At 46.6% G+C, this 24,312-nt stretch carries 21 protein-coding genes; 9 read left to right on the top strand and 12 right to left on the bottom strand.

Annotated elements, in window-relative coordinates; genetic code table 11:
• Positions 1 to 57 precede the first annotated feature (57 nt).
• Together ACMUEV_RS05935 and ACMUEV_RS05930 are read left to right on the top strand one after the other, a co-directional pair.
• On the top strand, positions 58 to 573 hold the full coding sequence (locus tag ACMUEV_RS05935; RefSeq protein ID WP_190653068.1) for a type IV pilin-like G/H family protein: 516 nt from the start codon (positions 58 to 60) through the stop codon (positions 571 to 573).
• A 122-nt stretch (positions 574 to 695) separates the two neighbouring features.
• Positions 696 to 2,921 (top strand): tetratricopeptide repeat protein, encoded by a 2,226-nt coding sequence (locus ACMUEV_RS05930; protein WP_242044736.1) that lies wholly within the window; start codon positions 696 to 698, stop codon positions 2,919 to 2,921.
• 205 nt (positions 2,922 to 3,126) lie between these two features.
• Here the strand turns inward: ACMUEV_RS05930 and ACMUEV_RS05925 are convergent, their stop codons facing one another.
• Positions 3,127 to 4,083 (bottom strand): FkbM family methyltransferase, encoded by a 957-nt coding sequence (locus ACMUEV_RS05925; protein ID WP_190653067.1) that lies wholly within the window; start codon positions 4,081 to 4,083, stop codon positions 3,127 to 3,129.
• A gap of 216 nt (positions 4,084 to 4,299) precedes the next feature.
• On the opposite strand from ACMUEV_RS05925, the gene ACMUEV_RS05920 reads away from it, so the two are divergent.
• Complete coding sequence (locus ACMUEV_RS05920) at positions 4,300 to 4,860, top strand: class I SAM-dependent methyltransferase (RefSeq protein ID WP_190653066.1); 561 nt, start codon at positions 4,300 to 4,302, stop codon at positions 4,858 to 4,860.
• A 48-nt stretch (positions 4,861 to 4,908) separates the two neighbouring features.
• Here ACMUEV_RS05920 and ACMUEV_RS05915 read toward each other — a convergent pair whose 3' ends face one another.
• Entirely contained in the window at positions 4,909 to 5,445 is a 537-nt protein-coding gene (locus ACMUEV_RS05915) for an orange carotenoid protein N-terminal domain-containing protein (protein ID WP_017290067.1), read from the bottom strand.
• A 171-nt stretch (positions 5,446 to 5,616) separates the two neighbouring features.
• Here ACMUEV_RS05915 and ACMUEV_RS05910 point away from each other — a divergent pair, with 171 nt between their 5' ends.
• The gene (locus ACMUEV_RS05910; protein ID WP_190653065.1) at positions 5,617 to 5,988 is read left to right on the top strand and encodes a hypothetical protein; all 372 of its coding nucleotides are present in this window, start codon (positions 5,617 to 5,619) and stop codon (positions 5,986 to 5,988) included.
• A 6-nt stretch (positions 5,989 to 5,994) separates the two neighbouring features.
• On the opposite strand, the gene ACMUEV_RS05905 is transcribed toward ACMUEV_RS05910, so the two are convergent.
• Together ACMUEV_RS05905 and nrdR are read right to left on the bottom strand one after the other, a co-directional pair.
• A complete protein-coding gene (locus ACMUEV_RS05905) occupies positions 5,995 to 7,050 on the bottom strand; it encodes a hypothetical protein (protein WP_190653064.1) in 1,056 nt (351 codons plus the stop codon).
• 74 nt (positions 7,051 to 7,124) lie between these two features.
• Positions 7,125 to 7,628: a transcriptional regulator NrdR gene (gene nrdR / locus ACMUEV_RS05900; RefSeq protein ID WP_017290070.1), complete on the bottom strand. Its 504-nt coding sequence runs from the start codon at positions 7,626 to 7,628 to the stop codon at positions 7,125 to 7,127.
• A 346-nt stretch (positions 7,629 to 7,974) separates the two neighbouring features.
• Between nrdR and ACMUEV_RS05895 the strand changes: the two genes are divergently transcribed.
• Both ACMUEV_RS05895 and ACMUEV_RS05890 read left to right on the top strand, forming a co-directional pair.
• A complete protein-coding gene (locus tag ACMUEV_RS05895; RefSeq protein ID WP_017290071.1) occupies positions 7,975 to 11,322 on the top strand; it encodes a response regulator in 3,348 nt (1,115 codons plus the stop codon).
• Positions 11,323 to 11,432: 110 nt separating this feature from the next.
• Positions 11,433 to 12,494 carry a hypothetical protein gene (locus ACMUEV_RS05890; RefSeq protein WP_190653063.1) on the top strand — a complete coding sequence of 354 codons (1,062 nt, stop codon included), beginning with the start codon at positions 11,433 to 11,435 and terminating at the stop codon, positions 12,492 to 12,494.
• Positions 12,495 to 12,537: 43 nt separating this feature from the next.
• Here the strand turns inward: ACMUEV_RS05890 and ACMUEV_RS05885 are convergent, their stop codons facing one another.
• From ACMUEV_RS05885 to ACMUEV_RS05875, 3 genes are all read right to left on the bottom strand, one after another.
• Positions 12,538 to 12,855 carry a hypothetical protein gene (locus tag ACMUEV_RS05885; protein WP_190653062.1) on the bottom strand — a complete coding sequence of 106 codons (318 nt, stop codon included), beginning with the start codon at positions 12,853 to 12,855 and terminating at the stop codon, positions 12,538 to 12,540.
• Between the two features lie 253 nt (positions 12,856 to 13,108).
• Positions 13,109 to 13,312, bottom strand: coding sequence for a chlorophyll a/b-binding protein (locus tag ACMUEV_RS05880; RefSeq protein WP_017290074.1), 204 nt, complete (start codon positions 13,310 to 13,312; stop codon positions 13,109 to 13,111).
• 148 nt (positions 13,313 to 13,460) lie between these two features.
• On the bottom strand, positions 13,461 to 15,101 hold the full coding sequence (locus ACMUEV_RS05875; protein ID WP_190653061.1) for a peptidoglycan DD-metalloendopeptidase family protein: 1,641 nt from the start codon (positions 15,099 to 15,101) through the stop codon (positions 13,461 to 13,463).
• Positions 15,102 to 15,491: 390 nt separating this feature from the next.
• On the opposite strand from ACMUEV_RS05875, the gene ACMUEV_RS05870 reads away from it, so the two are divergent.
• Positions 15,492 to 15,902: a response regulator gene (locus tag ACMUEV_RS05870; protein ID WP_017290076.1), complete on the top strand. Its 411-nt coding sequence runs from the start codon at positions 15,492 to 15,494 to the stop codon at positions 15,900 to 15,902.
• Here the strand turns inward: ACMUEV_RS05870 and ACMUEV_RS05865 are convergent.
• Both ACMUEV_RS05865 and ACMUEV_RS05860 read right to left on the bottom strand, forming a co-directional pair.
• Positions 15,888 to 16,610: an HAD family hydrolase gene (locus ACMUEV_RS05865; RefSeq protein WP_190653060.1), complete on the bottom strand. Its 723-nt coding sequence runs from the start codon at positions 16,608 to 16,610 to the stop codon at positions 15,888 to 15,890. The genes ACMUEV_RS05870 and ACMUEV_RS05865 overlap by 15 nt on opposite strands.
• A 69-nt stretch (positions 16,611 to 16,679) precedes the next feature.
• The gene (locus ACMUEV_RS05860) at positions 16,680 to 17,681 is read right to left on the bottom strand and encodes a 30S ribosomal protein S1 (RefSeq protein WP_190653059.1); all 1,002 of its coding nucleotides are present in this window, start codon (positions 17,679 to 17,681) and stop codon (positions 16,680 to 16,682) included.
• A 391-nt stretch (positions 17,682 to 18,072) separates the two neighbouring features.
• Between ACMUEV_RS05860 and ACMUEV_RS05855 the strand changes: the two genes are divergently transcribed.
• Both ACMUEV_RS05855 and ACMUEV_RS05850 read left to right on the top strand, forming a co-directional pair.
• Complete coding sequence (locus ACMUEV_RS05855; RefSeq protein WP_017290196.1) at positions 18,073 to 18,258, top strand: hypothetical protein; 186 nt, start codon at positions 18,073 to 18,075, stop codon at positions 18,256 to 18,258.
• Between the two features lie 87 nt (positions 18,259 to 18,345).
• Complete coding sequence (locus ACMUEV_RS05850; protein ID WP_017290197.1) at positions 18,346 to 18,732, top strand: alr0857 family protein; 387 nt, start codon at positions 18,346 to 18,348, stop codon at positions 18,730 to 18,732.
• Between the two features lie 70 nt (positions 18,733 to 18,802).
• Here the strand turns inward: ACMUEV_RS05850 and ACMUEV_RS05845 are convergent, their stop codons facing one another.
• The 3 genes from ACMUEV_RS05845 to ACMUEV_RS05835 form a co-directional block, all read right to left on the bottom strand.
• Entirely contained in the window at positions 18,803 to 19,537 is a 735-nt protein-coding gene (locus tag ACMUEV_RS05845; protein WP_190653058.1) for a response regulator transcription factor, read from the bottom strand.
• A 131-nt stretch (positions 19,538 to 19,668) separates the two neighbouring features.
• On the bottom strand, positions 19,669 to 22,956 hold the full coding sequence (locus tag ACMUEV_RS05840; RefSeq protein WP_415354742.1) for an efflux RND transporter permease subunit: 3,288 nt from the start codon (positions 22,954 to 22,956) through the stop codon (positions 19,669 to 19,671).
• A gap of 5 nt (positions 22,957 to 22,961) precedes the next feature.
• Positions 22,962 to 24,257, bottom strand: a complete 1,296-nt coding sequence (locus ACMUEV_RS05835) for an efflux RND transporter periplasmic adaptor subunit (protein WP_190653057.1) — start codon at positions 24,255 to 24,257, stop codon at positions 22,962 to 22,964.
• Between the last annotated feature and the right edge of the window lie 55 nt (positions 24,258 to 24,312).

Below are 24,312 nucleotides of genomic sequence, written 5' to 3'. Positions count from 1 at the left end.
TAGATTCAGGCGTTAGAAGTTCAAACAAACCGCACCTTAAAAGGAGAAACCTTTCTCATGAAATCCGAACTCAAAGCAAAATTCTTGACCCACTTGCTCTCCAAAAAGAAAGACGGTGGTTTCACCCTGATTGAATTGCTCGTTGTTATCATCATCATCGGCATTCTCTCGGCAATTGCACTTCCTTCTTTCTTGAACCAAGCAAACAAAGGTAAGCAATCCGAAGCTAAAACCTACGTTGGCACTCTGGTTCGGACTCAGCAGGCATTCTACTTGGAGAAAAGCGCATTTGCAACTGACTTAACCAAGCTGTCGAAGCCCATTGCTTCCGAAACTGAAAACTATCTCTACGCAACTGGCGGCGGCACTGCCACCACCAGCTTGAGCACTGGGACTTCCAAAAAAGATCCGCTCCGCTCCTATGGTGGCACCGTATTTGTAGAAACTGATGCTACCACCAGCGAAACTAACACGACCGCAGTACTCTGTGAAAGCGACGCGCCTACCAAAACCGCTTTGGCAGCCGCTACTAACGTAACAACTTGTGCAGCTGGCTCTTCCGTCATCAAGTAATTTAGCTTAGCGCTGAAATTACTCAAATGCAAAGTGGGTAGATTCTCTCTATCCACTTTGCATTTTTTAGATCATGATCTGCCTGATTCCCCATCACTGTTAAATAGACTGAGAGACAAATTATGACAATCTTTATGCCCCCCGCTAGTTTGTCGCAAGATTGGCAGCAGCAAGCCAAGTTTTACACTGAGCAAGGCAGATTTGCTCAAGCCGCAGAGCTGTATGAGAAAGCGATAGAAATAGAGCCTGCTCAATATTCATACTACTGGCAATTAGGATTGCTGCTGCTGCTACAAGAGCAAGAGCAAGAAGCACAAACGACTTGGTTATTCGCACTATCAGAGATCGATGCAAACCAAATCGATGCAGCGATTGCAGAATTAAGTGAAATTTTACAACTTGAAGCAGAGCGACGTGTAGAGAAGCAAGAACAGACTACAGCTTGGGCAATTCGACAGCACTTACGAGAAATCTGCCCAACCAATATCAGTAACCTACTAAGCCTTGTTTCACTCTCGATCGATCTCGAACTTCTCACCGATTCAACCTTTGAGGAAATTGGACTGATTCAGCAACTGACAGATCCGACAGAAGAAATTCCACTTCAATATCTTCTCAATGTCTTTCAGAAGTTGCTACAGACTGCCCCTGCTTCTCCATCACTGATCAAATTTGCTGAGGTTGCGACCGTTCTTTTGCAAGATACGATTGGTCTAGTCGATGCTATCTTATCGGGAATACTCCGATTTGGCTTTAGTCATCGTAATAGTAAATTCGCGATCGAACTTGCCGAATGCGCGTTAAAAATTAATCCCGATCACACTGAAATTCTAGGATTAGTTGCCTCTCTACATCAAATCGCAGGCAATTATGACAAAGGAATTGAGATTGCACGGCGGCGATACGAGCTTTCCCACACTCTCCCTGAACAGATCTACTCCAACAACTTGCTTCTGCGGGGATTTCTTGAAACAGGAGGGCGATGGCAAGAAGCTGTAGAAACCGCTCAGCATCACAGAGAATTACTTGCAGCAATTGTCAAACAGCAGCCAGAAAACCTCGGATCAACTTATCTAACACGATTGCTGAATTCAGGATACTATCTTGTCTACCTTCAGGATCAACCGAAACAGTGGCGAACTCTCGAAAATCAAGTTCTAGAATTTGCCCAGACAGAACTTCAACGTCACGCAACGGAAAACGGAAAGCAATACATCCATCAAAAACGAGATCGAACAAACAAGCCTCTCAAAATTGGTTATCTCTCTCACTGCATGGCAACCCACTCAGTCGGATGGCTAGCCCGCTGGCTATTTCAACATCATGATCATAACCAGTTTGAAATCTATGGCTATTTTCTCGGCTATCGAGAAGTATATGATCCATTACAAACCTGGTATGTTGATGCCGTTGACCACGCGTATAAATTCAATGCAGGCGGTGCTGATACTCATCTAGAAATTGCTGATCAGATTTACCGTGATGAGATTGACATTCTCATTGATCTCGATAGCATCACTCTAGATATTAGCTGCCAAGTCTTATGTCTCAAGCCTGCTCCTATTCAAGTCACTTGGCTCGGTTGGGATGCGTCTGGGCTTCCAGCGATCGATTATTTCATTGCTGACCCCTATGTCCTCCCGAATGATGCACAGAGCTACTACAGTGAGAAAATCTGGCGCTTACCTCAAACCTATATTGCAGTCGATGGCTTTGAAGTCGATCCCCCGACTTTGCGCCGCGAAGATTTAGATATTCCTGAAGATGCAATTGTCTATCTCAGTGCTCAACGCGGCTATAAACGGCATCAAGATCATGCTAGAACTCAGTTACAGATCATCAAACAAGTACCAAACAGCTATTTCTTGATCAAAGGAATCGCTGATACGGCTTCAGTTCAAGACTTTTTCTATAAACTTGCTGAAGAAGAGGGTGTATCGCGAGACCAGCTTCGGTTCTTAGAAGGTGATCCGTCTTGCCAATCGCATCGGGCGAATTTGCAAATCGCGGATATTGTTCTTGATACGTTTCCCTACAACGGCGCAACGACAACTCTAGAAACGCTTTGGATGGGCATTCCAATCGTAACTCGCGTGGGTGAGCAATTTGCCGCTCGCAATAGCTACGGCATGATGATGAATGTTGGAGTCACTGAAGGAATTGCTTTTAGCGATCGCGAGTATATTGAATGGGGAATTCGCTTAGGCACAGATGCCGCTTTGAGACAAAGTGTCATCTCTAAGCTACATCAAGCGAAACGAACTGCTCCTTTGTGGAATGGTAAGCAGTTTGCCCGCGAAATGGAAGGCGCTTATCAAGCGATGTGGAGAACTTATCTAGAAAGCTAGTCTTTCTGGATGAACCACTGGCAACGGAGCATCCCGTTCTTTGTTTTCCCGCCCGAAAAAACAAGATACCGCTTGTTTACGTGACGAAACCTTTCAAGATTAGAAGGCAACGCTCAAATTAATAGCATAACGATTTGAGCGTTGCCTTCAGCTAAACGAAGGCTTCCGTTTAAATTACTAATTTTGCGCATTGACACAAAACTATTTATAAACTCTGAACTTTTACAAAAGGCTTCAGTTCGGCAATCAGAGTTCTTGCCTCTTCCGTCTGCTCTAATCCTGAAATTTGCTCCAAGCTTTCAAGAATATCAGTTGCAAAGTTGTAGCCGCTGCCATGCTGCAAGGTTAGAGTTTTTAAAAGTTCCAATGAATAATCTACTAACTCAAGCGCATCCGCAATGCAAGCTAGCTTAAAAGCTTGTTCAGGAAATTGAAAGCTATCATCTGCATTTTGCTGAAGATCACGTAAATAGATTGCATCTCCCCAAAGCGGCTGTCCAGGGCGATTTACCGATTGAATCATCGATCGAGGACGACGAGCAACCGTGACATCAAACAGCGAAAATCCTTGTTCTCTAAGGTAGAGATCAACATCCGCGAACAGAGGTTGTCCAATGTACAAAGGCGCATACTCAATCTCAACCTGAATCGCTAAAACACTACTGCTTAAAAGATGCTTCGCTCCTTTAAGAACCTGAAGATCTGCTCCTTGAACATCAATTTGTAAAAAATCAATGCCACCGATTTCTTCTGAAGCACAGAACTCGTCCAGGCTCACAGTTTCTACTTGAGCCGTGCGATTCAATGCCATCACCGATAAACTTGCGAATTTTTTTAGAAAAGCCTCGTTTGGTGGATAAAGCGAACTACACATTGGATGCTGAGTAATATACAAAGTTGCCGCTTCAGATTTTTCAGCGATCGCAACTGGGAGATGGAACTCGTTCCAATCCGCATTTTTCGCTTCAAATTGCTGATTCGCAGCATCACAAGCATCTGGATCTGCATCAAACCCATAGATCGTTAATCCTGGGGCAAAAATCTGCCAAGCCTCACCATAATCATCTGCCATGGAAATTTTACGCGAACCAACATTGCAGATCGTCATATCAAGGCGCGCTAAGTGACCGCTTTCTTTCAGCTTCGGTAGAAAAAATGGCATGTTGGACTCCTTCCGTATTTGTATCAGCCTTTTCAAAAAAGTGATTCTACTGGCTGACTTAGCGATATAAAGAATTAGCGTTTAGCGATTTCTCAAACTGAAACTGATTTACCGCGACATTCTTCGTTTTTATTAAAGCTTGCTTCCTCTAATTTGCACCACAAGTTTAAACAGAAGCAGAGAGACAATTGAAATAATGTGTAGGAGACCCATCGTATGGATTCGATTAAATTACATCTTGGCGGAAAAGAGGTTCATTCAGACTGGAAAATTTTTGATATCGAAGCTCGCCCAGAAGTTGATTTTATTGGAGACGCAGGCGATCTGAGCCAGTTTGCAGACAACTCGATCGAAGCAATTTATGCAAGCCACATCCTAGAGCATTTTCACCATAGCTTGAACAATGAATTGATTAGAACATTGACAGAATGGCATCGTGTGCTCAAACCCGGTGGACAACTGATGGTCAGTGTTCCGAACCTACAGATTCTTTGCTGGTTATATCTCAATCCAAATCTTTCTATCTACGATCGCCATCATCTGATGAGAATCATGTATGGTGGGCAGACCAATCCGTATGATATTCATCGAGCCGGATTTGATCCAGACACATTAGCAGCATTTCTACAAGAAGTCGGGTTTGTCGATTGTACTTGTGTTGAAGAGTTTGGCTTGTTCAATGACTGTAGTACGATACGTTTACTTGGCACTCTCATCAGTGTCAACATGATTGCAACGAAATCCGTTAAGCCAAATGAGCAGAGAGAAGCACTCTAAACTGTTTTGAAGCGATCTCACGTAGTGAGATCGCTTCAAGCTTAACAACTACAAACTTGCTGTTTTCCCCGTTTCCGCTTGTGATTGTACCGGCTTCACATCGGTGTAACCCATCTCGCTTGCTAGCTCTCTCAATAGCGAGATCTGTTGCTCAAACTCAAACGATTCGAGTCGTCTCAACAAGTTTGTAATCTTGTCAGACGCAGAATACTCAGCAGGCATTCCCACAACAGATTCTCCCATCGCAACCGCCCACACATACCAAACGAGTAACTGATTATTCTCCTTTAGAGCACCATAAGCGCGCGAATATTCACTATCTGTACGATTAGCAATATCGCGCATCACTTGCAGTTGATCCTGATGGGACAAATTATAAAAATCTCCCAGCAGCATTGGTGCTAATTCAGGCTCAGCCGCTTGTGGAGCCGCAGGTGTAATCGAGTCACCCATCTTTTCATAAACGTAATAAAGCAACGCCAATTTATCATCCACTTGAAGCTGGTTAAAGTCTGAAATGGCGCTGGTAATTGCATCTCCTAAATACTCAGACGGATCAACGTTCTGACTTGCTGACTGAGGCATTCAATACTCTCCTATAGTAATTCGATCTACAACAAGAGGTATCAGGCTTTACGATTCCAAGTCTCCCCTCTAAAGACCGACTTTCAAGATCTGCCTTTCGATCGTTTAAGCGGTAGCCAAAATTGCGTAAGTTATCAGCATTGCAACTGCAATTCTGATAGGAGAATTTTTATGTCCGAACTCAATACAGAAAACCAAACACATGACGCTCAACTCGCAGCTGAAGAAGTTGCTAGCGGCGATCGTCCTGAGCCGAAAATTAATGTTTCTGCTGACTACGAAGCGGCTCAAGAATTTAGCACCAGCAGCATTGACGGCACTGAAACAGGTAAAAAAGCTGCAGAAGAAGCAACTGCACCACAGTTTGAAGTTCATCGCCCCGAAGAAGTCGAAATCCCAACTTCAACGCTTGACTCAACAGGTGATCCAAACGATTTCAAAGACCTCGCAAAAGAAGTCAATCCGATGTCTGGAACCGCTGGAAACGTTGACGATGATCTCGTAAAGAAAGCGATCGAACTCGGCAAGCCCGGTGACAAATAGATACTGCTAAAACAAATAGCGCTGGTTGTATTGAGGCAGATTTTTAGTCTCAACTGGAACAATCAGCGCCTTCAATTGCGATAAATTATGCTGACTAAACGCGATCGCAGTTTTCTCCCCCAAGTCAGTCCGTAAATCTAACGCCTGTTTCAGCAAATCATATCCGAGCGTCACTTGTTCTTGGCAAAACGCTAAGGTTCCTAGCTGGTGTAGTGCCCAAGCTTCTGCCCCCTCATCTTCCAACGCCCAGGCAGCCTGTAATCCCAAGTTCAAGAGTTGCTCCCAGGCTCCCCACCACTTCGCAATCGCAAACACCTTCTCTGTCGATTTCACCATTCTCAGCACTTCCGCCCATCGCTTCTGCTTCATATAGGCTTGCAAGGTTTCCCTCAGCAATCTGCTCTCTGCAAAAATCGCTTCAGGGTCACGATCAGCACGAATCTGCGGTTGGCATGATCCCTCATCCAGCCCGGAAACCTCGATCGCACAATCCGCCTGAAAAAATCTTCGTTTACTCGAAGCCACCACGAACAGACTTTCCGGCAAGATTTGATTGAGCTGTTCAAGCTCAGATCCCGTTAAAGTTGGATGATTCAGCAAAACTAGAACCTGTCGGTCACGCAATCCCGCCCGAATCTCTGCTCTAGAAGCCTTGACATCAGCAGGAACTCGATACAACTGCTCAAATATCCACTGCAACACATCTTCGAGCACATCGGCTTGCTCAACATACAAAACAACATGTTCCATCTCAAACTGATGTGCCAGCGATCGTAATAAAAACGATGATTCAGCGTTGGAACATCCAAAAATCTCGATCGACTGATGCGTTTCTAATGCCCCTAAAACCTGTTGTACGATAGCGTCATCCTGTCCAAAACTTGCATACACTTCCATTGTTGGCAGAATTGGCTCAAACGATCTGAGCGCCATCTGTAATGGCAACAAAATGACACCATAATCTGAACCAATCAGCAACTCGCCTTGCTCAAGAACGAATCGAGCAACAACTTTGCCTGCCAATGCCATCTCAATTGTGCTGGAAAGGGCAGAACTGGACATCAGTCGCAATAGATTTCAAAGCAACAGCATACTAAGCGAATCGCGAGAACCACGTCAACACTGAGACAAAAAACTTAGTTCAGTGACGGCGTTTGTGTCGCAGCCATTTCAGGATCTTCCCGTTCCGGCAAACGATTGACCCGTTCTAGGGTTGCCAAAAATTCATGCACATTTTCAAATTCACAGTATACCGAGGCATAGCGAATGCAAGCCGCCTCACTCATTGCCCGTAGCTGCTGCAGCACCAACTCACTAATCTCACGACTAAAGATCTCACGATTCGTTCGCTGCTGCAACATTCCCTCGATCGAACTGACTAATGTTTCAATCTGCACTTCTGAAATTGCAGTCCGTTCGCAAACTCGCATCAGCGATCGCACTAACTTTTCTCGATCAAACGACTCGCGATTTCCGTTCTCCTTCACCACCACAAGCGGCGCAAACTCAACTCGCTCGTACGTCGTAAACCGATGATTACACTTCAAACATTCCCGCCGTCGTCGTACACTCTGACCACTTTCCGCAGAGCGCGACTCCAGGACCCGGTTTTCGAGATGATGACAAGCAGGACAACGCATAAATTTTGTCAATGGATGATCAGACACATCATACCGCTAGTGTAGCAAGTCTGATTATTTTTTTCAGATCCGCTACGGGCAGGGGGCAACTTTATTATTCGCGGATAGGACTCTTCACAATTCCTTTGCATTTCTGCTGATCACCAACACCACAAGCCCTGATCACGATCCCCATCTTTTGCGATTTAAATCACACGAATTATGAGCAAAGACGTTAGAAATTCCCTGATCGAGGGCAACTTTACTAAAGCGAACTGCGTTAGAACGTTCCCTGAACTGACGTAGTTCCAGCCCAATCGTAAAGTCTTTTACTGGGCGCACTCCATAGCAGGTTGGCAGCTGGCACATGAAATCTCGTGACATTCAAAAGCAGAAATTGCTCGTCGTCGATGATGAACCGGATAATCTCGATCTTCTCTACCGAACATTTTATCGAGAATTTAAAGTTTTGCGGGCAGAAAATGGTCCCACAGCACTTGATATTCTTGAGAAAGAAGGCGATGTCGCGGTGATCATTTCAGATCAACGAATGCCCATGATGAGTGGGACAGAGTTCCTGAGCCTCACTGCTACTAAGTATCCGGACATTATCCGGATTATTCTCACAGGCTATACCGATGTTGAAGATCTCGTCGAAGCCATCAACTCCGGCAAAGTCTTCAAATACGTCACGAAGCCTTGGAGCGATATGGAGCTGCGCGACGTTGTTAAAAGCGCGATCGATACGCATACCCTATTAAGAACCCGCACCGAAGAACTCCGGCGCACCCTTCAGCGTGAATCGCTACTCAATGCAGTTACCAGCACCATTCGGAGCGCATTGAGTTATGACGAAATTCTGCAAACGATCGTCGAGACCATTGGCAAAAATTTTGGTGTAAGTGGTGCGATCGTCTGTCCCTTTCAAGACGGCGAAATTCAGGAAAATAGCTTCACCTACTGGAATCATCCGGAACTGCCACAGCCCAATCTCGTCCCCACAATTTGGGAAACTTACGAAGTCGAAGTCATTCCAGATGTTCAAGTCTGCGATCGGATCGAGGAAGATCCCACTCGTCATGCAGCTTACGCAGACGCAGACATTCACTCAACTCTCATGGTTCCGCTGATCTGCCAACAGAAACTCATCGCCGTGCTCGCACTGCATGAATCTGGAAAAAGCCGCATTTGGCAACCTGAAGAAGTCGATCTAATTCACGCGGTTGCCGATCAAGCCGCACTCGCACTCTCGCAAGCCCATGCATACGAGCAAGTTCGCGCTTTAGCCAAGCGAGAAGCCTTGATCAATACCATTACAACCGCTATTCGATCGAGCCTCGATCCCCAAGAAATCTTTGCCGCCATTACTCAACAACTGGGGCAAGGCTTACAAGTCGATGGTTGCGCGCTTTCACTGTGGAAAGAAGGCGACGAATTTGTCCAATGTGTGGGACTCCATGATTCAAGTTGGGAACACAAGACTCCCCCAGAATCTCACCTGCCGCAATCTTCGGTTCCTATTGAAGGCAATCCCGTTCTGAAGCAATTGATCGTCACTCAGCAGCCGATCGTTCTCAGCGATTTGAAGCAGCATCCACAATTCAATATTTCAGAATTTCGGACTCCTGCCCGGGCCTTGCTCGTTGTGCCCTTAATTGCAGATGGCAAAATTATCGGCAGTATTTCACTCCGCCAAAACCATCGCACCCGCAACTGGCAATCCTCTGAAATTCAGCTCGCTCAATCCGTTGCATCACAAGCCGCGATCGCAGTTCAACAATCTCGGCTCTACCAAACCACACGTCAGCAAGCCGAAAAACTCCTGCAACTCGACCAGCAAAAGACCGAGTTTTTCCAAAACATTTCGCACGAATTTCGCACTCCTTTGACTTTAATGGTCGGTCCACTGGAAAGCGCAGTCGCCACAGGTCAAGGACTGTCTGCCGAACAATCGGCGATCGCATTGCGGAACTCTCGCCGACTCCTGCGATTGGTCAATCAACTGCTCGATCTCCAGCGCTTAGATGCAGGACGGATGCAGCCGAAATTCCAGGCATGTGACTTAGTAGAATTTGTCAGCCAAATCGTAGACACGTTCCGTCCTTACTGCGAAAAGAAAGGGCTGAGCCTGATCACTCAATTAGAGCCTTGTGCTCCTGTGTATCTCGATTTAGAGAAGTTTGACAAAGTGCTGTACAACCTACTCTCGAATGCGATGAAATTTACGCCCGCAGGACAGAGCATTAGTGTATCGCTAGAAATGATCGACGATCGCTGTCGCTTAAAAGTGCGCGATACCGGCATCGGTATTCGAGAAGACCAAATCCCCCATCTATTTGAGCGATTCCGTCAGGCTGAAGGTTCAGAAAACCGCAGCTTTGAAGGGACAGGTCTAGGATTAGCTCTCGTCAAAGAATTAGTCGAACTGCATAGCGGTCAGATCAACGTGGATTCGACCTATGGACAAGGCACGACATTCACGATCGACTTACACTCCGGTGCAGAGCATTTGCCTCCAGAGCAAGTCAGCCATGCTCAGCACGAACTTCAGGCAAATCGAGCAGCGGTCGAACTAGCGGATATTGAAGTCGAACTTCAAGAAGATTACGAACCTGAACCCATCCTTGAGGTCGGTGAAAACCATGCGAGAGTGCTCGTTGTGGATGATAATCCAGATCTACGCTCGTATGTCTCTGGCATTCTCAGAGGTCAAGGCTATACCGTTTTGACTGCCCGGAATGGTGCAGAAGGATTTGAACAGGTCAAGACCCATCGTCCATCGTTGATTGTGACTGATTTAATGATGCCGATTGTGTCAGGTCTAGACATGATTCGGATGATCCGTGCTCAAGACGATCTCAAAGGCACTCCCATCGTTTTGCTAACTGCCAAAGCGGATGAAGACACGCGACTTGAAGGAGTCGAACGCGGTGCAGATGCCTATTTGTCGAAGCCATTCAACGATCGAGAATTGTTAGCGGAAGTACGAAATTTACTAGCACTCAAAGAAAACGAGCAGCGCGTCTCGCGCATCAATTCTTATCTGACAGATTCGGTCTTGAGTCGTTTCTTGCCGCAAACCTTAGTCAAACGGGCGGCTCAGGGTGAATTAACCCTCGATTTGCGTCCTGAACCTCGCATGATCACGGTTCTATTTAGCGATATTGTCGGTTTCACGCAACTCTCGAACACATTGCGATCGCGTCGAGTTGCAGAACTCTTGAATGAGTATCTGACCGCAATGACTCGCTGCGTGTTTAACAACGGCGGGACAGTCGATAAATTTATGGGCGATGCAATTTTGGCGATTTTTGGTGCGCCAGAAGAACTCACCCCTAATGAACAGGTTCGACGTGCGATCGCAACGGCTCGAGAAATGTACAGTATTCTGGACAATCTGAATAACCAGTGGATGGCACAAGGGATCGATCGCGTTCAGTTCCGCTGTGGAATTCACCAAGGAACGGCTGTGGTGGGAATGTTTGGCGGCGAAGAGCGATCGGACTATACGGCAATTGGTCCAAGTGTCAATATTGCAGCTCGACTGCAAGAAGCAGCGGCTCCGGGTGCGATTCTCATTTCCGCAGCAGTAGCAGATTACGTTGATGAAGATAACATCACCAAAGAAAGTCCGCTCAAGCTGAAGGGAGTAGATGAAACAGTTCTAACCTTCTCGGTCAGCCCTTACCCTGACGCAGTTCCGACACATCACTAAAATCGCCGGAAAAATGAGCCATGTTCGGAACTAATTCCTCCCGATTCCAGACGAAAAGCTAGGATATTAGGAGTGATCCCCGTGGCTCTTTGTGTGGGTAAGTGTTCAGCATGGCGTTTTCTCTTTCCAATTCTCGATCGCGATCGCAAGAGTCTCCGATGCTATGGCTTTCGGTTTTAGCCGGTTCGCTTGCGTTGCATCTTGTTTTGCTTTTAGTCGGACGCTGGTATCTGAGCCAACCTGCGAGCGGAAAGGCAGGTGGGGATTCGCAAGCTCCGCTGGAGTTTGTTGAAATTGATCCAAATGCTCCCCCGTTAAAGGGATCTGCTCCTTCTGCAACAGCGACAGAAAATGCTACAGTTCCACAAGCTTCACCTGAAGCTGCAACGCCTGAACAGGCACAAACTTCGATTCAGAGTCTTAATCGTCCGGTGACTGCGCAGCGATCGCAACCCGAAGCCTCAGCGAAACCTGAACCCGTTCAACCCATCAGATCAGATTCGAGATCGACTTCGAGAGAACTTTCGACAAACCCAACGACTCCGAAAGACAATTCAACGAGCCGCCCCCCAACCTCTTCTAGAAATACGAATCCTGGAACCACAAATCCTGGAACCACGAATCCTGGAACTACAAATCCTGGAACTACAAATCCTGGAACTACGAATCCTGGAACCACGAATCCTGGAACTACAAATCCTGGAACCACGAATCCTGGAACTACGAATCCTGACGATCAAAGTCAACCTGCTACATCATCAACAGACTTATCTGGCTATGGAAATGGCTCCTTTAGTGGTCAAATGTCAGAACTACAAGTCGATCCGAATGCAAAGCAGGATGATGGTGCGCTCTCTGTAACATTTAAGACGACTAAAATTACTCAGATCTTGCCAATTACAGTGCCTAATCAAGTGCTGGATCTTCGAGTTGCAGTAATTATCGACAATCAAGATGGTACGGTGCTTGATGTTAAAGTCCTAGACAGTAGCCCTACCCTACAGACAGCACCCAATCTCAAAGATGACGCACAGACCATTGCTTACAATCTGTTAGTCAATTCGGGTGATCTATTCAATGTCGTCCTAAAATCCACAACAAATGCGCCAGCTGCGACTCCCAGAATTATCACACTTCAGATTGATGGAAAAGCAATAAAAACTGCCCCATAAATCCATAATCAGGAGTACAAAATACGTTTGCACTCCTGATTTCCTAATCCTCGCCTTCAGTTTTTGTTCGTCGAGTCCGTCGTCGCCGCGGACGACCAGAATCTCTCTGACTTAGAGCCAGATAACGTTTCAGTGTCGAAGGGCTAATTTCAATTCCTTGCTTTGCCAAAACGTCAGCGAGTTCTTCGTAACTATAGCCTTTATCGAGTGAAGCCCGAAGATCGTCTTGTAGAAGTTCGATCGCTTGTCGGAGAGAAACTGTCGCTTCAGGTTTTTCGGGCAGTTCATCCAGTAAGGATGCCGCTTGATCAAGCATCGTTGTTTTTACTTTGACTGCCGCATTAGATTTTCTATCTACCATATGCGTCTCAAGATTATTACTTCGTTAATTCATTCATATTGTAAGGGCTGAGTTTCTGATTTATCGCTTAAATGTAACAAGTTCTGTTAATTATTTTGCGTATTGCTCAATCATTCAATGATGCTTCTAAGCTAATAGATACAAATGTGCGCAAATAATCACTCCGCAGAATGATGACAAAAAATTGCCCTAAACTTCAATCAAAGTTTAGGGCAGTATTCTTATTTGCAATTCAACAAGCGCAGTTCAGAAATTAATAGCTTACTAAGTGCAAAATATCGCGGACAACACTAAAACCTGCAATATCCCACAACAGATAAGCTAAAAATCCAATCATGGCAAGGCGACCATTCCAAAGTTCAGCTTGAGGATTCCAGCCAAATAGAAAGGCATTCCGGTCTTTGCCGTTGTACTCGGTAGCAACAGGCGGTAAATCAGTGCTATTTCGTGTTTGCATTGTAGTAGCTCCAAATTTCGTTTCTCTATACTTCTAAGATAAAGGCGCGATCGCAGTTTGCCTTACATCTATGGGTCGAAGCTAGTAGTCCGACCGATGATAGAGCTTTTCTAGAGCTACTCTGTACCTTGTGCTGACGCAGTGAGTTCTACACGCCTCGATTTGAACTGGGAAGTGCAGATTGCAAATTCTGAGTAGGAGCTTGAGCATTGAGTTGACGCGCCTGCACTAATCGAACTCGTGCTGCTTCTAGTTGCCCACCTGGATCAACTGGAGTCCAGCCAGAATTGGTCTTCTGGCGTGCTTCATAATGCAGATGAGGTCCCGTAGAAAGCCCAGTACTTCCAACACGTCCAATCACAGTTCCAGCCTCAATCCGTTGACCTGGACGAACTAAGATTTGCGACATATGGGCGTAGAGCGTGTCTTGCGATCCGTTTGGCTGTTCCATCACCACAGCTAGCCCATAGCCCCCCATGCGATCGGCGGCTGTGACTCGTCCTGAATGCGAGGCAATAATCGGTGTTCCTTGACCTGCACCGAGATCGACTCCAGCATGGAAACGACGCACGCCTGTGACCGGATGCCGTCTCCATCCAAATCTAGAGGTGACAGAAACCGGGTCAGGCAGCGGATAAACCAGCTGGTCGCGCGACGTAGGCTTCGGTAAATTGCGATTGAATGCTTGGAGATCTTTCGCAGTGTTCATTTGATCCACAGAACTGCTAGTTCGATCGACAGAGCTGCCAATTTGATCAATATAGGATGAGTCAGAACTCTCTTTGGCAATGGGCTTAGCAGGGAGATTGTTCGCTGCGATCGCGCGCCGCTGAACTGGCAAAGACTTAACAACTTGTGGAACTCGAATCGTAATCGTTTGTTGTGAAGGTCCAGTAATCGATGGAACTCCTCTAAAGATGGCGGGTGGTTTTTGTGCAGTCACAGTTCGAGCAGGCGGAACTGGCTTGGCGACTGTTGACGGTTTTACAGACGGAAGACTAACTGCGCGGTTTGCAGCTTCTAACGCATTGATATTATTCAGAATCTGCGATCGCACATCTGCCGAAATCGTCGGATTTTGTAGCAGCTTTCTTGCTTGTGCATACTGGCGCTGCGCTGCATAGTCATAAGCACGCGAAACAAGCTTATCTCTTTGTTGAGTTTGTGCTTGCGCTTGTTGAGCTTGTTTTGCAGCTCGATCTTTTGCCACGATATCGGCAAGACGTTGTTCTAAGAGCTGGCGCTGAAGATTTGAGGCGGTAGATTTTGGAAACACTTTTGGAACGGGAATGTCGATCGCAGATGCCGCAGAAGAATTCGCTTCAGGTTGGGCTGATGTAGAATTCAGCGCTGAATTCTGCTGTGAGAGCTGCGGTAGTCCTGAAGGGGCTTTCGCGCTAGGTTTGTCAACTGGTTTTGGAGTTGTTGGTTTTTTAACGGCTGTAGATGGGGTTTGGATTTGAGAATTTGCAGGTTGGGGGGCAAGTTGTCGTTTGAGGGGAATTGGAGGGAGTGGAATCGGGGAAGTTGCAACTTGAGGAGCAGCAGAATCCGCTTGAACAGAACCAGAATTTGATGGGGCAGGTTGCGGAATCTCAAGCGGTTTCGGTGAAGTTACCAACGCAGCAGGAACAACGATAGGTTCTGGAGTTGCTACTGCAGGAGCCACCTCTACAGGAGCAGCAGAGGCAGCTTTTGTTTGCGTCTGAGCAGGGGTCTCGATCGGTTGTGCCGGGGGCGCGACTTGCTTTGATTGTTGAGCAAGTAGCGTAGGGATGAGTTCTAACATACAGAAATCAGCCGATGGAGGGACATCCAGCTAGTACGCATTTCTGCGGAGGTTTCAGGAAAAAAAGAACAATTTCGATGAAGAATGCGTATTTCTTCACTTCGTCTTCATACGATCTTTGACAAAATTACGGAAATTCATCATATGAATTGAGTAACCTTTGTTATCGGTTGCAAACTTATTCAGCCGATCGACGATGAGAATTAATTTGGTTCACTGAGTCATAAACACGTACCGTAATTAGACAGAATACAGAAGTTATTCAAGTTTCAAAATTCATCATAGATCTCTGTCTGTAGCTAGAGCGATGTCTTCTAGAAAACCCATATATGTAAGATGGGTTCCCATCTATATCAACCACTTTTCTTTAAAAAGCCGCCTTTTAAGATCATGCTAACCAGTCACCACCGTATTCTTGTCGTAGACGATGTTGCAGATAATGTATTTCTGCTCCAGACTGTCTTGGAGTCTGAAGGATATACTGTTGAAACTGCCTTGAACGGCAAGAGTGCACTTGAGAAGATTAACGATACCGATCCTGATTTAGTTTTGCTAGACATTATGATGCCAGAGCTAAATGGGTATGAGGTGACGCAACGGGTTCGTCAAAATGAACGCTTTGCTGAATTGCCGATCGTGTTTTTGACAGCACACGATGAGTGTGAACAAATGCCGTATATAGAGATCGGTGCGAACGATTTAATTCGTAAGCCCGTTGACTTTGATGAGCTGTTAGATAAAGTTGCAAAATACACTCATGCTTATCCATCTTCAGCGCATTCCTACTCAAGTGTGAGTTAATCGAATCTCTGCAGGTTGATGAGCGATCGCACCAGCTTCTGCAAGTTGAGCAACCGCACTTCCACCCCAGGTCACACCGATTGAAAGCCGGGTCAACCGGACATCAGCAAGCGTGTCTCCAATCATTAACGTCCTGTGAGGCTCAACTTCCAGCGATCGACAAGCGAGAGTCAGGAGGGCTGGATTCGGTTTACTGATTCCTACTTGCGCTCCGATGATCGTCTGGAAATAATTGGAGAGTTTGTAGTGATCTACAAACTCTTGAATATTGTCGGTACTATCGCTGGAAAGAACTCCAAGTTTGAGTGATGTGAGCGATTCTAGTAATTCCACAATGCCTTCAAACGGGGGAGTTAGCGGTGCTTTTCGTGGAAGCTGCTGATCGGCAAGTTGAAAGCTCGATTGGGCGATCGCTTTTGCTGCGATCCAGTCATAGCCCGTTTGAGCAATCAGAGCCGCGATCCCGATTTCATTTTCTTCGCGAGTTCCGACGGCAAGTAGTCCCGAGGGATTGAGATTATGTTGCTCGAATCCGAAGGTAGTCAGGATTGAAGGCTTGAGATTGGGAACGAGCGCCGTAATACAATCTGCGCGTTTTTCACCGAGATACTTTAGAAACTGGTGAGAGTTTGATAGCGTGCCATCTTTGTCAAAAAGAATGGCATCGATGCTATCAAACTGCACTCCATTACAGAAAACTGTCGCCATAGCCTTGCAATAAAACTGCAATAAAAAAGAGGGATTTCTCCCTCTCTACAAATGTAAATTCAACTGAAATTATTCAACGGCTTCCGTTGCTTCAGGAATTTCTTCAACTTCTTCAAGTGCAACAGGAACTTCCTCAACCACGGGGAGTTCTAGCGCAGCCGGAGCGCCTTGCTGTTGCTGCTTCATGTTCTCGCGATACTTCGCTGCCATTTCTTCAGCCTTGTCATACACGACTTGCGGGTTCTTCACCATATCGCCGGGTTCTGGCTCAAGCTGCTTGGTCGAAAGCGAAATCCGACCGCGCTCAGCGTCCAGATCAATGATCATCACTTTCACTTCATCATTGACGTTAAACACGCTATGCGGCGTATCAATGTGATCGTGAGAGATTTCGGAAATGTGCAGCAGACCGCTGACTCCACCGATATCGATGAATGCACCATACGGCTTGATGCCGCGTACCGTTCCGATGACGACTTCGCCCACTTCTAGGCGGTTCATCTTGCGTTCAACTAACGCACGACGATGGCTGAGAACTAGACGGTTGCGCTCTTCGTCCACTTCTAAGAATTTCAGGGGCAATTCTTCACCCACTAAATCTTCTTTGGGTTTGCGGGTACTGATGTGAGATCCGGGAATAAATCCACGCAAGCCCTCAATCCGAACCAGCGCACCGCCTCGATTCGTGGCAAATACCAGCGATCGCACAGTCGCGTCTTCTGCTTGAAGTTGGCGAACCCGTTCCCATGCCCGCATATACTCTATGCGGCGGATCGAGAGGGTCAACTGCCCATCCTCATTTTCATCAGCCAAGATGAAAAACTCGCGAGTCTCGTTAGACTGTAAGACTTCTTCAGGAGCATCAATCCGGTTAATTGACATCTCCTGAATGGGAATATAAGCTGCCGTTTTCGCACCGATATCAATCAGAGCGCCTCTCGGCTCCAGACTGAATACGGTTCCTGCAACTACATCTCCAGGACTGAAGTGATAGTCATACTTATCCAGTAGAGCCGCAAAATCTTCGTGGGTAAAACCAACATCCATTGCTAAAGTGTTCTGATTGGTCATGCTAAACGTTTCCCAGTTGTCTCCGCTAAAATTTGCCTCCTCTCGATGCAACGCACATATCGAATGATGTGCAGCCTACACCTTCGACCAAGTTGCGACTTGATCGATTTAGACGCATTTACTAAGTGTACAGAAGCAACATCATAACTCAATTTGAGAACAACCGGATCGCTGTTTCTCAAGTTCTTGCCATCGATTTTTTGTGCGCTTTGGCAGTTGAAATCAGTTTTTTTTCGCAAAATTCCCCGAAAAGGTATGGACAATTTCATACTACGCTTGTAGTATGTAAAAAGGAAATTTTTCATTGAGGAATATGATTCGTCCTACTTCGTTGCGCCACTGCCATGTCTCCAAACTGTGCCCACAGCTGTGGGGCAAATTGGGTGTGGCCATGCAACAGCCGTCAGGAGCGAATCCGGTCGCGACCTTGCTAGGACAAATCTTAGGCAATATCAGCGGCGGCTTGGGGACAGAGATTCTCCGGAGCGATCGCAGAGCTGAAATTTATATTAGCGACGAGAAATTTAATCTAGACCGAATTGACAGCGGGTGGCGTTGTAGTCGAACGCCAGTATGAGTTAGCACATCAGAGCTTTTCTGATTACCCCCGCTCAAGAGACTGAGACGGGGGTTTATTTTTTGCCAATTTCAAATGGAGCAACGCATGTTAAAGCTCACTTATACCGAATTTGGATTGCACTTGGAACGGGTGACGATTTCTCTGGAAACCTTAGTAGCTGGACGGGTAACTTTGGCGATGAGATTAGGTCAAACGCTGCATGTTGAGCCGAGCCGTGCGGCATTTTTGCTGTCAGTCCATGCACCAGGATTTGCAGAGTTAGAAAAAATGGTGCGCTTGGAACGGGCAGCAATGGTGTCGATCGTGCCCGTGGATGATGGGTTTGTGGAAGTGAGTGTTCAAGGAAGCTGGATCGCAGACACAGCAGACGCACATTCTGGAATGTTTGTAACTGCGTTAGGCGATCGAATCGAGTTCTTTGTCTACAAACTTTGGGAAGCGACTCAGTTGCAGGTTTCGCCATTAGTTTGACGAAATGGAGAGTGAAAGAACGAGGAGAAAACGGCTTTTCTCCTCGTTCCGCACTAGTTCCTGCGCAAAATCATCCAAATCGATAGCCAAATCCTCGCACTGTCATGATGTAGCGAGGTGAACTTGGATCAAGTTCTATTTTTTCTCGGAGCCATCGGATATGCACATCGACGGTTTTAGAATCTCCCAGATAGCTCATTCCCCAGATCTGCTCTAAGAGTTGTTCGCGAGAATAAACACGACGCGGATTGTTCATAAACAGTTCGAGCAACGAAAACTCTTTGGGAGAGAGATTAATTTCTCTCCCCTCGATCGTGACGCGATACTCCTGCAAATAGAGTGTGATTTCCCCATGCTGCAAGGTGGGCTGTTCTTCAGGTTGAAGATGCGATCGTCGTCTTAGCAATGCCCGACAGCGTGCAATTAATTCGCGAATGCCAAAAGGCTTGGTCAGATAATCATCTGCCCCTACCTCTAAGCCAACGACAATATCAGTCTCGCTTCCTCTCGCGCTCAGAATCAGGATCGGAATCGTGTTGCCTTCCTGCCGTAACATTCGACAGATATCTAGTCCACTGATTCCAGGGAGCATCAAATCTAAAACGAGTAGGTCGATCGCTGATTCCTCAGTTTTTAGAGCGCGCATCAATTCCAGGGCTTGTAGCCCATTATTCGCCGTTACTACCCCATAGCCTTCTTGTGTGAGAGTAGGAGTCAGAGCTTCAAGAATGGCTTCATCATCATCGACGACTAAAATACGCGCTTGAGACAAACTGAAAGAGAATCCGGAGCCGGACGATCGCATAAATAACCAAGTAACATCGGTTCTGCTTCAATCGATCAGACGATACGATGCACTGAACCAATTCTTACAATAAGCAACTTTATGGCTTTACAAGGTTAAGCGCGATTTAAAACCAAATTAATTTCTATTTATTAGGTTTCTTCAGAGGTTTTTGGAATGAGCGGTTGAACGCGATCTCGCGTTTTGGAAGAGTGCCGTAATTTTCTGAGTTTGGGGGGAAACCCACCAATGAGATCATGCAACAGAACATAGAAGCACGGAATGATAAACAAGGTTAAAAGTGTCGCCAATGACAACCCAGAAAAGACGACGATTCCTAACGGTTGTAGAAATTCTCCACCTTGCCCTAGTCCTAATGCCAAAGGAAACATCCCTAGCACGGTTGTAATTGTCGTCATCAGAATCGGTCTTAAGCGTTGAGGAGCAGCACGCAGGATTGCTGATTTGCGATCGATGCCTTCTCGCTCTCGAATTTGATTGGCAAGTTCCACCATGACGATCGCATTATTCACGACAATCCCAACCAGCAGTACTGCACCAACAATCACCGTTGCTCCGATCGCAGTTTGCGTAACAAACAATCCTAAAATCCCACCTGCTAGCGCTAGCGGAATCGTGAACATAATCACCAGCGGATCGATCAGCGAATTGTACTGAACTGCCATGACTACAAAGACCAGAAAAGCAGCTAACCCGCCTAATAACGGCAAAGCAGATTGAATCTGTTGATTACTTTCAGCAGCCGAACTTGGCAAGCGGCTGATTCCTTCAGGCATCTGAAATTGTTGCAGAATTTCGTCAACTTCTTTTAGGGCTGCCCCTAAGCTTGCCCCATCATTCAAAGTCCCCGCGATTTGATACACCTGCCGCTGATTGATGCGTTGAATTTGCCCGGGTGCTTGTCCGTTTTCGATCTGCGCTACATCGCTGAGTCGAACTAATTCATTGTTGTCAGTGAACAGAGGAATCTGCCCAATTTTAGAAGGTCGATCGATTAAGTTTTCATTCAGTTCGACTCGAACATCGACAAGCCGATTCCCCCTTTGGATTTGAGTTGGAGTTGTTCCTTCGATCGCAGTTTGAATCGTTTCTCCGATATCCTGTGTATTGAGTCCGAGGGCTGCGGCACGTTCGCGATCGCGGCGAATTTGGATTTCAGGTTGCCGCTCGTCCGTATCCGGGCGATATCTGGCAAATTTTGCTTGAGAAAGCCTGCCAACTAGCTGTCGCCCTGTCTGTTCTAGTAATTCAGTGTTCTCACCTTGCAGAATTACATCTACTTCGGCACCTCGAACTGGAGAATTATTCAAAATCAAGCCCCGCACTTGCCCAGGACTAATTCGCAGCAAGATATCTACCAAATTGAGTTTGCGAAACTCCTGGTTCATCTTTTCTGCAAACTTTTCAACGTTCGTGTTCTGCTTCAGCGTAATGTTACTGGAAGCTCGGAGTGGATTTTCACTGGTATTACTTCCAAATAGAAAACCTCCCACTGTCGTAAACACGTATTCCGTCTCAGGTTGATTGAGCAGCAGTTCATCGACTGCTTTCATGACTCTGCGGCTCGTTTCGAGCGGAGTACCAGGAGGAAATTGAGCAAAAATATTTGCTTGTCCCGTGTTGATGCGAGGCAGGATCTCTTGGGGAATGCGACTGACTGCAAATAAACTACTGCCACCAAAGATCAGAAAGGCAAATCCAATGACTAAAAAGCGATTGCGTAGGACTCGATCGAGCAATCGCCCATATCCCGCAGTTGCCGCTTCAAATCTTCGGTTGAATTCTCGAAGCAGCCAAAATCGCCCAACTCCGCTGGAGTAACGAATTGCTAGCAACCGCGAAGTTGCCATGGGGACAACTGTAACCGCAACTAAAATCGATGCGGCAACTGAGAAGCTAATCGTCAAGATCAATTCATTGAACAATAGCGCAATGAATCCACCAATCAGCAGAAACGGTAACACCGCAACCAAGTTTGTACTCGTTGAAGCAACTAAAGCTGATTCGACAGATTGCCCACCTGCGATCGATTGCTCAATGATTTCTTCTTTCCCTAAATGACTGCGAGAACTCGTGCCAAAACCAGCTCCTAAATTATCAGAGATTGTTTCTAACATGACGATCGAGTTATCCACGACAATTCCCACCCCAAGCGCTAGACCGCCCAAGCTGAAAACGTTTAAGGATAATCCAAACAATCGCATTAAGATAATTGCAGCCAAAGTTGCCAGCGGAATCGACAACACGATGATCAAGGTCTGCCGCAATGAGCCAAGAAATAGTAATACTGCAACGGCTGCTAATGCTGCCCCGATCAAGCCTGAACTGGTCACATTGGAAATTGAATTTTGAATAAAAATAGATTCATCTAAAGTTGGTAAAAGTTGAGCATCTTGAGGAATGACGTTTGACTGCCGTAATTCTTCAATTCTCTTTTTCACACCTTCGACCACTTGAATCGTATTGGCATCCGGTTGTTTCTGGATACTCACTTTCACAGCATCTTTGCCATTCAACACTGTAAAAACTCGTTGCTGCTGCGTTCCATCAATTATCTCTGCAAAGTCTCTCAGATAAACCCGTTGGGATGTGCCTGGAGCTTGTGTTGTCGCTTGCGCGTCAGTTGTAACAGGCTGAGAATCATTGACTTCAAAGGATAGATTGCGAATCTCTTGAGCATTGGCAAATCGACCAATCGTTCGAGTCAACGGCTCGGATCGATTACCTAAAATCCGTCCTCCTGAAATATCGCGATTCGTCTGCTCTAACTCATCTAAAACATCATTTAATCCAATTCCTAAAGCTTGCAGCCGATTGAGATCAACAATCACGCGTACTTCTTCTTCGACACCCCCCGAGACATCAACGGCTGCAACCCCCTGTACGACTCCTAATTCTCGCGCTAGTTCTTCATCCGCAAAAATCCGCAACTGAGAAGACTGAATTGAGTCAGAAGTCAGTGCTAATTCATAAACCGGAAGCTGAGAAGGATCGACTTTGAAAAGCCTTGGTTCTTCGATCGTATCGGGTAAGTTCCCTCGTGCCCGGTTAAATGAAGCCGTAGCATCATTTAAAGCCTGATCAATGTTGCCTCCCGGCTGAAAAAACAAATCCAAACTCACTTGCCCTTCACGAGTTTGAGAATAGATTTGAACCACACCCTCTGTTGTTGAGAGCGCTTCCTCTAGAGGTCTTGTCACTTCATCGACTGCAACATCAGGCGAAATGCCAGGAGCATTCACTCGCACACCAATTCTGGGATAGGTAATCGAGGGTAAAAGATCAACTTGAATCGAATTCAAAAAGAACACACCAATGACCACAACACACAACGTCAGCATCAATGTGCCAATGTGTTGCCGAATTGAAAGACCGCTAATACTAAAACTACTACGTTGAGGAAGGTGCTGCATGGACATGAATTCTATTCTCGTGATAAAAAGCTCAATCGTACTGGTGCGCCTGCTTTCAACTCGCCACTACTGCGAACAACAAAAGATTCACCCGGCTTTAATCCAGAGAGAACCTCAACCTGCCCATCTGCACGCTCGCCCAGTTGCACCTCTCTAGGGCTTACACTGGCTTGCTCCCCCGATCGAGTCACAACATAGATCGTCGCAGTCTTGGGTTGAGACTGATTTTGCCGATTCTGCTGCGGTTTTGTTCCAATCTGAGTTGCGGTTTCAGGCACAACAATTCTCTGACCTTGCTGCTGCTGAAAATTCACTCGCGCGAGCAATCCGCTGCTAATCTGCCCTGTCGTATTTGGAATCGTGACTTCAACCGGAATCAATCGAGCGCGGGACTGGGTTACAGGCGCAATGCGGGTGACTCTCCCATTCAAAGTCTGATTTGGGAGTGCATCTAATCGCACCTGGGCTGCTTGTCCCACTCGAATCTGAGCGAGTTCCAATTCCGAAACCTGAACTTCGACTTTCACTTGACTAAAATCGCCCAATCTCACAACCTCGACTCCGGCTTGCGCTAAATTTCCGGGTTCAGTCGGACGTGCCAAAACAGATCCGGTCACCGGAGAAGTTAATACACTGTAAGATTGCCGCTCCCGCTCTTGCTCGACCACAGCTTGCTGAGCCGTAATCCGTCTCGCCGATGCCGTAACTGCCTGCTGGCGAGTCCCTACCTGTTTCTCTGCCGATCGCAAAGCTTGCTCGGCTGTGCCAACCCGAGTTCTTGCTGTTTCTGCCGTCTGCTCTGAGACTGCACCTTGTCGGAAGAGTTGGGCTTGCCGTTGATAATCCGATCGCGCTTGTGCAAGCTCCAATCTTGTGCGTTCCACTTGAGTACGAGCCTCCTCGACCTCAACTTGCAGGCTCGCAACCTCTGACTCTCTGGCTGCAACTTCTGCCTCTGCTTGGGCAACGGCTGAGTTCGCGATCGAGCCGTCTAATCTGGCAATGACTTGTCCCGCCTGCACGGCATCCCCAACATCAACTGTAATATCTGTAATTCGCCCTTCAGCTTGGGCGCGCAGAGAGACTTCTCTCGCAGGTCGAGTCGTTCCCGTATAAGTCTGTTCAGAGTTCAATGTGCCAACTTCGGCGATCGCAGCATCGACTGCCACTGCACCGCCTCGATTTTGTTGAACATTCGGCTGCTGCTGAGCATCCCCTGGTGGGATCAAGTTGCAGCTACTTAGCGCTAGCACTCCGGCAAGTCCGACATAGCTCAGAGTCAGGCGAGCAGGGAGCGGAAGTCTCATAGGTCTGAAAGATAAAAAAGCATGTTCACAATTTTTAATGATTTACACCCTAAAT

The organism is Leptolyngbya sp. FACHB-1624 (assembly GCF_047649235.1).
Lineage (GTDB): Bacteria > Cyanobacteriota > Cyanobacteriia > Leptolyngbyales > Leptolyngbyaceae > Leptolyngbya > Leptolyngbya boryana.
Note: the sequence above shows the minus strand (reverse complement) of the source record. Positions and strands in the feature narration are given on the sequence as shown.